The organism is Conchiformibius steedae, assembly GCF_014054725.1.
GTDB lineage: Bacteria > Pseudomonadota > Gammaproteobacteria > Burkholderiales > Neisseriaceae > Conchiformibius > Conchiformibius steedae.
Window position 1 is genome coordinate 28,798 of record NZ_CP059562.1, and the last position, 11,627, is coordinate 40,424.

At 46.4% G+C, this 11,627-nt stretch carries 7 protein-coding genes; 3 read left to right on the forward strand and 4 right to left on the reverse strand.

Going from position 1 to position 11,627, the window contains the following annotated elements; all coding sequences use genetic code 11:
- Nucleotides 1–168 precede the first annotated feature (168 nt).
- On the forward strand, nt 169–8,424 hold the full coding sequence (locus H3L98_RS00200) for a two-partner secretion domain-containing protein (RefSeq protein ID WP_182078421.1): 8,256 nt from the start codon (nt 169–171) through the stop codon (nt 8,422–8,424).
- Complete coding sequence (locus tag H3L98_RS00205) at nt 8,421–8,960, forward strand: ankyrin repeat domain-containing protein (protein ID WP_027022441.1); 540 nt, start codon at nt 8,421–8,423, stop codon at nt 8,958–8,960. Before H3L98_RS00200 ends, H3L98_RS00205 begins: the two co-directional genes overlap by 4 nt.
- Nucleotides 8,961–9,155: 195 nt before the next feature.
- Here H3L98_RS00205 and H3L98_RS00210 read toward each other — a convergent pair whose 3' ends face one another.
- The 4 genes from H3L98_RS00210 to H3L98_RS00225 form a co-directional block, all read right to left on the reverse strand.
- Nucleotides 9,156–9,341: a hypothetical protein gene (locus H3L98_RS00210; RefSeq protein ID WP_027022442.1), complete on the reverse strand. Its 186-nt coding sequence runs from the start codon at nt 9,339–9,341 to the stop codon at nt 9,156–9,158.
- A complete protein-coding gene (locus H3L98_RS00215; RefSeq protein ID WP_182078422.1) occupies nt 9,342–9,668 on the reverse strand; it encodes a Fic family protein in 327 nt (108 codons plus the stop codon).
- 341 nt (nt 9,669–10,009) lie between these two features.
- Complete coding sequence (locus H3L98_RS00220; protein ID WP_182078423.1) at nt 10,010–10,258, reverse strand: hypothetical protein; 249 nt, start codon at nt 10,256–10,258, stop codon at nt 10,010–10,012.
- A 47-nt stretch (nt 10,259–10,305) separates the two neighbouring features.
- Nucleotides 10,306–11,034 carry a hypothetical protein gene (locus H3L98_RS00225; RefSeq protein ID WP_182078424.1) on the reverse strand — a complete coding sequence of 243 codons (729 nt, stop codon included), beginning with the start codon at nt 11,032–11,034 and terminating at the stop codon, nt 10,306–10,308.
- 43 nt (nt 11,035–11,077) lie between these two features.
- Here H3L98_RS00225 and H3L98_RS00230 point away from each other — a divergent pair, with 43 nt between their 5' ends.
- Nucleotides 11,078–11,548, forward strand: a complete 471-nt coding sequence (locus tag H3L98_RS00230; RefSeq protein ID WP_182078425.1) for a hypothetical protein — start codon at nt 11,078–11,080, stop codon at nt 11,546–11,548.
- Nucleotides 11,549–11,627 lie beyond the last annotated feature (79 nt).

Here is an 11,627-nt window from a genome sequence, read left to right on the forward strand (position 1 = left end):
AAAGCGGGACAAATTCGTTGTCATGGGACAAATAATCGCCGATAATCTGCCCGCTATGGCATTTTGCCACTAATTTATTGAGTTTTGTATATTTTTAACGTGGTATCTGTTTCTGTCTGATACGGACGGATACCCGCTTATTTTTTACTTGGAAATAAAATAGCCGCCATGACTGAAGTCCGCACTAATGAATCCAAAACCGCTACTTTTGCGCCGTCCCTGTTGCATTTCTCGCTGATGCTGGCAATGGGAACGGCTGTGATTGTGCCGGCTGCGGCTGCGGACATTCAGGCGGATCAGTCTGCGCCCAAAAACCAACAGCCCACGGTGTTGAACAGTGCCAACGGTATGACCCAAGTCAATATCCAAACGCCTTCCGCAGGCGGGGTGTCGGTCAATCAGTACCGTCAGTTTGATGTGGACAGCCGTGGTGCGATTTTGAACAACAGCCGCCGCAATACGCAGACGCAGTTGGGCGGTTGGATTCAGGGCAATCCGTGGTTGGCAACGGGCGAAGCCAGAGTGATTGTTAATCAGGTTAATTCCGCCAATCCCAGTTTGTTAAACGGTTATATTGAAGTGGGCGGCAAACGGGCGGAAGTGGTGTTGGCAAATCCGGCGGGAATTCAGGTGGACGGCGGCGGCTTTATCAATTCGGCAGGGGTAACGCTGACAACGGGGCTGCCTTTTATCCGCAACGGGCAGTTGGACGGTATTCAGGTGGCGGGAGCGGGTAAGGTGGGCATCGGTAAGGGCGGTTTGGACGGTCGTGATGCCGATTACACCCGAATTTTAAGTCGTGCCGCCGAAATCAATGGCGGGATATGGGCGAAAGATTTGCAAATTACGGCAGGGGAAAATGATTTTGATGCAGCAGGTAAGCATACGCCCCGTTCATCGACCAATACTCCTGCCGTTGCCATTGATACTGGCGAATTGGGCGGTATGTATGCCGACAAAATTACTTTAATCAGCACCGATAAAGATGCCACCGTCCGCAATCAGGGACAGATATTTGCCCAGGCGGGCGGGGTCAGTATTGATGCGGCGGGCCGGTTGGGCAACAGCGGGACGCTGGCTTCACAGGGCAGTGCCGATATTCGTGCCAAGCAGGTGGAAAACAGCGGCACGGTGTCGGCAAAAGGACAGTTGAATCTGCGGGCGCAGTCGGCGCAGAATACGGGTGCGGTATTGTCGGGCGGGGAACTGAATGTTCGTGCGGACGCGCAATTAAACAATCAGGGCAATATTCAGGCAGCACGTTTGGACGTGGAAACACCGCGTTTGGATAACAGCGGTGTGATGTCGCAAACGGGTTTGCAGGGTTTGGCGGTGGAAAGTGCCGGCAGTTTTACCAACAGTGGCAAAATCGGCTATCCCGAAGCCGATGCGCCGACTGTCGGCGGTGGCAGCACAGCCGCCCCGTCTGCCCCCACCCCTGGCAACAGTGCGGGGGCGGGTGGCAGTGCGTCTGCGCTCACTACTCCGCCGGCGGTACAGAACTTTGCCGCCGGCAGCATTAAAACCGGTCAGGCATTAAACAACAGCGGCAGGATTCAGGCCAACGGCGGTATTGATTTGACCCTGCACAACGGTTTGAACAACCGTGGCGAAGTCAATCTGAACAGCCTGATGGTATCGGGCGAAACCTTGTCCAACCAAGACGGCAAAATCTTGGCGCAAAGCACGGATATCCGTACCCGTACCGTTCAAAACGACCGTGGACAGATAACGGCGGGTAAAGCCTTGAATGTCCGCAGCGAGCAGGTCAGCAACCGTGCCGGCAAACTGCAATCGGCGGGCAATGCCGACTTAAATGTTTCCCAGCGTTTGGATAATCAAGGCGGCGAAATTACCGCCAATCAAGCCCTAAACATTCACGACCAAGGCGCAAAAACCCTGCACCTTGACAATACGGACGGCAGTGTATTGGGCGGCGATGTGTCAGTGCAAAGCCAATCCCTGAACAATCGGGGCAAACTGGCGGCTGCCCGTGATTTGTCTATTGATGTTAAAGACGATTTACACGTTGAGCGCGATTTGGAAGCGGGCAATGCTTTAAGCATCAGCACCGAAGGCAGTCTGAATAATACCCGCAACCTTACAGCCGAAGCTGCCGTTCAAGTGCGCGCCAAGCAGAATGTCAGCAACCGTGGTCTGATAAACAGCAACGGTCTGACCCGTGTGGAAGCTGGTCAGGAACTGCTCAATACCGGGACGGGACGGATTTACGGCAATCATGTGGCTTTGGCGGCAGATAAGCTGAACAACCGCGAAGAGAACGGCAAAGCAGCGGTGGTGGCGGCGCGTAAGCGTTTGGACATCGGTGCCAAACAGATTGTGAATCAAGAAGGCGCACTACTGTCCAGCGAAGGGGATTTAGCTATTGGCGGCAGCCTGACAGCCGAACATACCGCCCAAGGGCGGGCAGAGAGCCTGATTAACGGCAGTGCTGAAATCCGCTCTGCTGGAGATATGGTTTTACGAACTAATAACCTATCTAACCGCAATTTGCATTTCAAAACTGTTGAGCGTGAAATTGATGGTTCTCGTAAACAGATTACAGAGTACCAACCAAAAAATGAGAATAAACGTTTTGATTCTTCAAATGTAACTGGTTGGGGCGAAGCGGAAACGGTTTATTTAGATGGTCGGCGAGTAGAAGACTATACACGTTATATTTATACCCGTTATGAAACTCAACACGAAGTTGAAGCAAGCTCGCCTGCCATCATTGCTTCTGGCGGTCGCTTGATTTTAGACGGCTCAAATTTACAGAACGATAAAAGCCATATTTTGGCTGATGGAATTGATATTATTCAAAATGATGTCCAACAAATTGATGGAGAAGGCGAACACCGTATCCGTGTAACCGATAGTACAAAGCAAGACCATTGGGTTGGTTGGAATCGCAGAGGAACAAAGCACAGGTCCAAATGGGGAGATAAAGCAAATTATCCACTTGCTGATATTGTCAAACCCATTAAACTGAATGTATCGGTTTATGACAAAAACCATCAAGGTAAGGTGGAAACACATTTTGCAGAAGGTGTTTCTACGACCACTATTGCAGGAGCAAATCATGACCTGTCTAAAATTTTAAGTTTAAATACAGGGATTAAATTACCAAATAGTAGTTTATATACAGTTAATCCAACACGCTCCGGTTGGTTGATTGAAACTGACCCTGCCTTTGCCGATTACCGTCAATGGCTGGGCAGCGATTATATGTTGCAGGCATTGAGCATTGACCCTGCCAATACCCACAAACGGCTAGGGGACGGCTATTATGAGCAAAGACTGGTTAATGAACAGATTAACCGTTTGACTGGCTTCCGCCGTTTGGACGGTTATCAAAGCGATGAAGAACAGTTTAAAGCCCTGATGAACAGCGGCGTAACCGCTGCCAAAGCCATGGGGCTGACCCCTGGCATAGCCCTGACCGCCGAGCAGGTGGCACGGCTGACGGCTGATATTGTGTGGCTGGAAACCCAAACCGTTACCCTGCCAGACGGCAGCACCCAAACCGTACTTGTCCCCAAAGTCTATGTGGTGGCGCGTTCCGGCGATATAAAACCTACGGGGGCATTTATTTCAGCTAACGATTTACGGTTAAATGCTTCCGGCACATTAGCTAACAGTGGTTCGCTCAATGCCCGTAAAGTAATGGTTTTAGATGTGGAAAATCTCCGGCATCTGAACGGCTCTGCCCGCGCGGATTCCTTAACGGTTCGTGCTGGGAAAAGTATGGATATTCAAGGGGGAACATTTACCGCCAAGGATTATCTCGGTGTACATTCTGATGGTACATTGAATCTGACAGCAGACAGCGTAACAAGCGAAAAAAACAGTGCCAATTCAGAAAGCCAACACACAAATTTAGGTCGGATAGCCGGTTTGTATGTAACAGGTGCTAACGGCACGCTGTCCCTGTCTGCCCGTGATTTAAATGTGCAGGCTGGTAAAATTGACAATCAAGGTACGGGCAATACCGTTATTCTTGCAGAAGACAGCCTAAATATCGGCACATTACAAACTGGCTATCGGCACAGTCATACCCAAGACGAACACAATTACCAAATTGACGGTATCAAACAAGCTATCGGCAGCAATATTAACGGTAAAGGCAATGTGCTGATTCAATCCAACGGTACTGCGTCAATACAAGGCAGCAATCTGAAGAGTGAAACTGGTATATTGGCAGTGAAAGCCAAGAATTTGAACATTACTGCCGCGCAAAACAGTAGTGAGTTTGAATCAGCACACCGTCATACCGATAAACGTCTTGTTGGTAAATCCACCGAAACATACCGTCATACCGATAACCGCACTGAAGCGGTATCCAGTGTATTGAGTGGCAATAAGGTTCTATTGCACAGTGATGGCGATATGCACATTACTGGCAGCCATGTGGTATCGGACGAACATACCCAGCTGACGGCAAAAGGCAAAATCAAAGTTGATACCGCACAAAGCACCCGTCAAAGCAGTACCCTGTCTCAAAAAGACCGTTCAGGTATCAGCATAGATGACGGCAGTCTGTTGTTTGGCAAATACAAAAAGGGTGAAGCTGCTACCCAAGGCGAAGTCAGTAGTACTGTCAGCACCATTGGCAGCATAAACGGAAAAGTGGACATCTATGCAGATGGCAATATTGATTTGACCGGTGCCGATATTATTGCAGCCAAGGGCGGGAGCATTTCTGGTAACAATATTAAAGACCATGCAGTGATTGATACCGCCGATAGTGAACTGACCCGTTTTAAAGAAAGTAACGGCTTATTTATCGGAGCAAAAAGTAATGTGGCTGATGCGGTTGCCAATATTCAAAACAGTGGAAACCGTGCCGCACAAAGCGACAATCCGCGCCTACAAGCCTTATATGCGGCTAAAACAGCTTATGGGGTCAAAGATTTGGCGGCTATTGCGGCAGCTACGCAAGGGCAAGGAAATGGTGCAGCGAAGGAAGCAGAAGGAAAAATTACCATAGGCATTGGCACGCGCCGAAGTGAAAGCCATGACCGCGCCCATAGTGAAACCGTACGCAAAACTACAGTGTCCAGTGAAAAAGGCAGTGAATTTGTAATTCAAGCACATGGCAAGCAGACACCCGATGCGGGCGATTTGCTGCTGGAAGGAGTGGATTTCAATACAGGGGACTTGGTTTTAGATGCTAAGCGTGATTTAAAAATCGGCAGTACGCAAGCACGGCAGAATCAGGAAAGTGAAAGCCGCAGCATGAGTGCGGAAGTAGGAGTATATGCTGCCGGTCAGTTAGGCGGTAACGGTGCCAGTGGCGGCATCGGTATCTACGGACAAGGCAGCTATAGCAAATCAGGCAGCACCTTGGAAAGTATCGGGCATGAAGAAAGCACAATTAATGCTGACAAACTGACTTTGCGTAGCGGCCGCAATGCGGATTTGAAGGGGGCGGTAGTCAATGCCGAGCGCATAGAAGGCAATATTGCCGGTAATTTCACTTTGAGCAGTGAACAAGATACTGACCGTTATCGGCAAAAAGCCATTTCCGGCCAGTTGGAAGGACGTTATGCCATCTACGGTAGTGATAGTGGCGCTCAAGGCAATTTCAGTTATAGCGACAGCAAAAGCGATTATCGTAGTGTTCAAGAGCAAACCAAACTGCACGCTGGAAAAGGCGGATTGGATTTATATGTCGGTGGGCATACCCAATTAAACGGTGCGGCCATTACCAGTGATGCGGATAAAAACCTTAACCGTTTCAGCACCCAAACTTTAGGCCACAACGATTTGGAAAACGAAGCCGCTTATCAAATGCGTGGTGGCAGTATCAGCTTTAATACCAACGGCGAAAGTCCCATGGAAATGTTGGGGAACTTGGCGGCTGCTCCCGGTTTGGCGATGCCGGTGGGAGATAAGAAAAGCAGCACTACCCACGCCGTTCTAACCAAAGGCAATATTGAAGTACGCGGCGATGCCAATGGCAGCAGCCTGAAAGGCATTAAACGCCATGACGAAGGTCATCAGCCGTTGGAGCGGATTTTTGACTTGAAAAAGGTCAGCGAGCGTCAAGAGATGGCTCAATTAGTCGGCGAAGTCGGCTTCCGGGCCGCAGGCGATGTAGCAGGCGCAATGGGGTGGAAAGAAGGCAGTCCAGAGCGTTTGGCATTGCACGGCTTGGTAGGTGCATTGCAGGCAAAAGCGGCAGGAGCGGACATTAAAGGCGCAGTAGCAGGTACGGTAGCGACTTCGTGGCTCAATACGCAGGTTTCAGAATATTTGCAGGAAAACAGCAATCTCAATGAAAATCAGCGCAAAGCGGTGCAACAATGGTTAGCTGTAGTGGGTGGTGCAGCAGTTGGAGAAATTGCGGGAAATGGTAACGGCAATAGTGCCTTGGCAGGTGCTGCGGCAGCAAGAGATGCAGAAGCATTTAACCGTCAGTTGCATCGAGATGAACGGAAGTGGATTGGACGAAATGCTAAAGAATTTGCTAAACAATTGAATGGCGGGAAAGAGCCTACGGCGGAACAAATTAAGGCTGCTGAAAAACGCTTGGCACAACAGGCTGCCCGTTCTACAGATGTCCTATGGTTTTTGGCTTTGCCAAAAGAGAATGATGTAGCGGCTCAAAAATTCTTATCAAGTCAATCTCAAGGATTGTATTTTACTAATGAGAGTGGGGGAAGACAACGCTATTTTACTAATATAAATGGGGACTTTTCCAGTCCACACCGATATAAAAGTGATGCTCTGAAAGATGTCGGTTTTTACAAAAAAAATCTAAATGATAAAAGTAATAGCAGCATACAGAAAGGTGCTGAACAGGTAGTAAAGAAAACTAAAGACCAACTGGCCCAAGCTGCAAGAGATACTTATCAAAATAGGGGGAAACTTGCCACACAAGCCACTGAATCTGCAAAGAAAAGAATTTCTCAAGCTGTTGATGATGTTTCAAAACAGGTAAATAAGGCAGCAGATTACTGTAAGCAAAATGGTGCATTAGATTGTGTTAGTGCAGGTGTGCAACAGCTACTTAAAGCCCGAACAGAAGCTGAAAAAACTGCTATAAAATGGGGGGTAAGCGTTGTAAAAGATGCTGCAAATACGGCTAAAGATTCTGCTAAAGGATTTCATTCTGCATATGAAGATGATTTGAAAAAGATATATGGGCAAGAAACACGCACAGCAGAGGGTTTAATCGCTACTGTTAAGGGGGTTGATGCCATTTCCACTGTCGCGGGTGCAAGCTTGATTCTGAAAACTAGTGTAAAAACTGTAGGTAAAGAAGGTCTTGAAGCTGTAGGTAAAGCAGTAACAGGTAAAGCAGTAGCAGGTCAAACGGTTAGAAGATTAGACTGCTCATTCCGTGGCGATATGCAAGTACGCACTCAAAACGGATTCCTGCCGATTTCGCGGATTCGGGTGGGCGATATGGTATGGTCGCGCAATCAGACCAGTGGGCAAATGCGGTATCAACGGGTGTTAAATGCCGTTAATAGCATTGACCCTGATACAACTTATGTTGTCATTACAGATGGTAACGGTAATAAACAGACCATTGTTTCAAACAGCCAACACGCTTATTTTTCCCGTTACGGAAATGATAAAACCCCGCCGCCGCAATCACTTGGACATAAATATTCAGGTGGTATTGCCAATGCATACTGGGTAGAAGCCCAATATTTGGAAGCAGGACACCAATTATTGGACAGTGATGGTAATTGGCAGACGGTTTTATCTGTATTAACAGAACAAGTACCATTAAACAGTTATAATTTGGAAGTAAATACCGACCATTCCTATTTTGTTCGCGGTCTCAATGGCGAGAAAGGTGTATGGGTACATAATGATTGTTACCATAACTTACCCAGTAATGCAAAAAAGATTGGCGATAACCGATATCAGTTTAAAGACCCAACTACTGGAAAAATGGTGGTTGTGCGAGAAGTCATGGTAGGCGATACGAAAAAATATCACACATTAGACCATAAAGATACAGACCCTTATCGTAATAGGGCAGGTAAAGCAGTAAATGAGACAGGCAACCGTTTTGTAGAAGACCCAAAAAATCCTAGAGTAACTACAGGATATAGTAGACCTAAGTTATCATCTGAAGTAAAAAAACAAGTTTTTGCTAATTATGAAAAGTTACCCAATGGAGATTATAGACATATTAAAACCCGAAAAATTGTAAAAGCACCAATTGATATTGGTCATAAGCCAGGCTCTGAACATAGAAGATTAGAGATTGTTGCAAAAGAATTAAATATGACGCAATATGAATTGAGTCAATATGTTAATTCGCGACCTGATATTTTTCAATTAGAGAATATGAGTGAGAATCGGAGTCATAAATATGAAATGCCTGGAAATCGTATTCCAACAAAGTTAAGAGATGATATGACTAATTTTATTAATCAATTAAGAAGAGGTAAAAAATGAATGAGCATGAAAAACTAATCACAGAAGTTTTTTGGCAATTTTATAATGGCCATATTGCTGAAGGCGCAAGGTTAATGGAATCTTACGGACTAGATTATTTAGAAATCATACCCGTTGATAAATGGAATTGGTTGCATCATTTGTTAGTAGGAATCATACTGGGAGATGACCGTCCTTCCATTGAAGCCATTAAGTTTTTTATTGAAAAAGGTGTTCCTGTTAATGCCCAAGATGTTTATAAAATGACCCCATTACATTATGCAATGCGGGGTGGATATGCAGATGGGGCTATTGTTTTATTGGAGGCTGGTGCCGACCCTAATATTCCAGATAGAGATGGATTGCGCCCATTATCTATGGTGGGCTATACCGCAGACAGATTAGATGTATTGGAACTGATGCTTAAAAAAGGAGCAAATGTTCATAATTTAATGGGAGATGCAACAGGTAGAACAATTTTAGAAAGTTGGGAGGCTGACGATAGCTGTCCAAAATGGCAAAAGGATATTTATGAGACGATGAAGAAATATGCTTAGTTCTGATGGAAATGAATTAAATAATCTGTTAATGGGGTGGAAGTATAGTAATAAAGACCCAATAATTCTTTGTGAATCAATAGCAGCAGGTAAAACGGATTACTCTAAAAACACCCGATAAACATTGGGTGTTTATGGGCTTTATTCTCTGCCCTGCTTTGTTTAAAAATCCCGATAAATATCCCCGTGGTCTTTTTAGCCACTTTTATTCTCTGACAACCTATCCCAATCCCCCAATATTTCCCGCAACGTACCCGCCAACTGCCCGATAAGCAGTCGCGTTAAAGGCAAAATATCGCCGTTTTCCGCATGGTTTAAACACTGCTGATACAAGTGTCGGTTTTCCTGTCTGATAATCGCGGGCAAATAACCTTTTTGCATTCAAACCATATTCATTAACACCCGTGCGCTACGCTCCTTGTCCTTATCAGATGCTTGTATTCTAAAGATATTGCTATGTACCACCGCCGCCAGCAGTACAGGGTGGACAGAACCGTGAGCGATATAGTCTGTTAGTTCCCGTATCTGAACAGTCAGGTGTTCAGGCTGTTCACACGCTTGGTTTGTCGGTAAAAACATTGGCGCAGGGCAGACACCATATAGCAGCATTGCGTTAATATGCTGTATCAACTCTCCCGTTATCGTGCTGTGTGTTGAAACCGTTTCAAATAAATAATCAACGGTTTGGGCATGGTTTTGAGCCGCCAAAAAATCCTGAAGCGGTTTACCCTGAACGGTTAAACTTTCTTGTAAAAAGAAAATCGTATCGCTTAAAGTTAGTGTTGAGCCTTCAATCGCATTGCTGTGCTAGGTCCACAAAGCGTGTAGCTTTTCCCCGCGTAACCCGCCATAAATCCGAGTGTTCGGGAACGCAGTGTTTGTAGCGGATAAAGCGTTCATGCAGTTTGTCCACTTCATTAAGCAAGGGCAGTAAGGATTCGGGGGTATGCTTGGGGTAGATGCTACGGTGCGGCGACCGATGGGGTGGCTTCATCAGGAAAAGTATCTTTGCTGTTTAGGGGATTTCTATTTTCAATATCGTTATACCCTTAAGCATTTTTTTGAAATTGGGGAAGTAAGGGCAATTCCTTGTATTTTTTAATCATCTCTTGAAGAGGCTTGACTTCCGAATCCAAATCAATTTCTTCATGCGGTGTCGCATAAGTCCAATGTCTTTTTTCTGCCAAAAAGTCCATTAACTCTTCATATTGTTCAGAGTTTTCCATTCTTAAAGCAACGATTGATGTTGCATAAGCAATCAGGTCAATCAGACTTTCTTTTTCCATAATGGTCGCCATTTTTTAGTCCTCTTGAATGTGTTGGGGTTATGGGCGGTATTGATTGTTCAGGCAGCCCGTCTGCATTCGGGGGCAGGTTTCGGTTCATAACGTGCTACGGTTTGTTTATAGGCATGGATAAAAGCATTTCTGCCATTTGAAGGATTGTTGTTTTTAACATCGCCCCCAAGGCTGTCCACATCATCTTGGCTACCGTCTGCCCAAAATATGCAGGGAAATAATCCCGCATTCATCAATACAAACGCTGTGGTATGACGGGCAGTGTAGGGGAAACGGTTGCCGTCTGCCAGATAATTGTAGCAATACAAGGCTCTGTCAAACGGGTTATGCAGTTTTTGTTCTTCGGTCATTAAGCGGTTTAACTCTGCTGCCGGATAAGCTGAATGATGGGAAACTGGTTTGTCCTGCTGATGCGGCGGCAAATCTTGTGTAATCAAAGCATGGCTGTTGATAATAAAGTCTTGAATGCTTGTGTGCTTAGCATCAAAGCACGATAACAGGTACTGATAGCTGCGCCACAAGTTTAACAGCATAACGGCATCGGCAAACGGTTTGGCGGCGGTACGCCCGTTTTTCAACAGGGTAAGCGTATCGTGCCAGTCGTAGCGGCTGCCTGACAGTCGTGCCGAGTGGTAAACAAAATCCATACCAATTTCCTCCTGATTGCGTGCGGAAGACAGCAGCACGGATAAAGGCAGACACTGGCTTAATCGGTGTAGGTATTGTTGTTCTGCCGCATTAAACAGCGTTGGCGGAGTTAAATCGGAACGGCACATATTGGCTGAATGGTAAGATATGTATTTTGCTGGGAAATTTAGAATGTCCCTGATTATCCCACCCACCAGCCGACAATGTTACATCAGCCTGATGGTTGCGCTCAACATTCACAGTCCCAACGGTACGGGCGATTGGCATTCTGCTGCTACTTTTGCCAAGCCTATGCCCCTGCATCTGTATGTGTGTGGCGACAACCAATCCTGCAATACCAATCCGCTTTTGGGTAGTACTGGTGTGATTGACGGCACACAAAGGCTAAAGCGTATGGGCATCGTTTCCGAACACACACCGGTTTTTATCGCCGACCACCCTCGAGCCTGTTTTGATTTGCTGTATGTGATGGTTTTACAGCAAGGCGCAATCAGAAGTGTGATTTTAGACGATTGGTTTCCCTGCTTTGCAGACAAACAGGCAGTGTATGCCTTAATTTGGCAAGCAGAACCACATTTAAGGTCGCAACAGCAGGAAAGGCTGGCATTGTGGAAGCAAAGAAACCCGTTAAACCATGATTAAAATTTTGGTGGTGGAATACCATGCGCTTTTGGGTAAATTGGAGGCGTATGTGCGAACCGGTGTGGTGGGGGTATTATGA

What these genes read in the sequence shown, in the direction of transcription:
- H3L98_RS00200 (WP_182078421.1), top strand. Translation starts at nt 169, where the DNA reads ATGACTGAAGTCCGCACTAATGAATCCAAAACCGCTACTTTTGCGCCG.
- H3L98_RS00205 (WP_027022441.1), top strand. Translation starts at nt 8,421, where the DNA reads ATGAATGAGCATGAAAAACTAATCACAGAAGTTTTTTGGCAATTTTAT.
- H3L98_RS00210 (WP_027022442.1), bottom strand. Translation starts at nt 9,341, where the DNA reads ATGCAAAAAGGTTATTTGCCCGCGATTATCAGACAGGAAAACCGACAC.
- H3L98_RS00220 (WP_182078423.1), bottom strand. Translation starts at nt 10,258, where the DNA reads ATGGCGACCATTATGGAAAAAGAAAGTCTGATTGACCTGATTGCTTAT.
- H3L98_RS00225 (WP_182078424.1), bottom strand. Translation starts at nt 11,034, where the DNA reads ATGTGCCGTTCCGATTTAACTCCGCCAACGCTGTTTAATGCGGCAGAA.
- H3L98_RS00230 (WP_182078425.1), top strand. Translation starts at nt 11,078, where the DNA reads ATGTCCCTGATTATCCCACCCACCAGCCGACAATGTTACATCAGCCTG.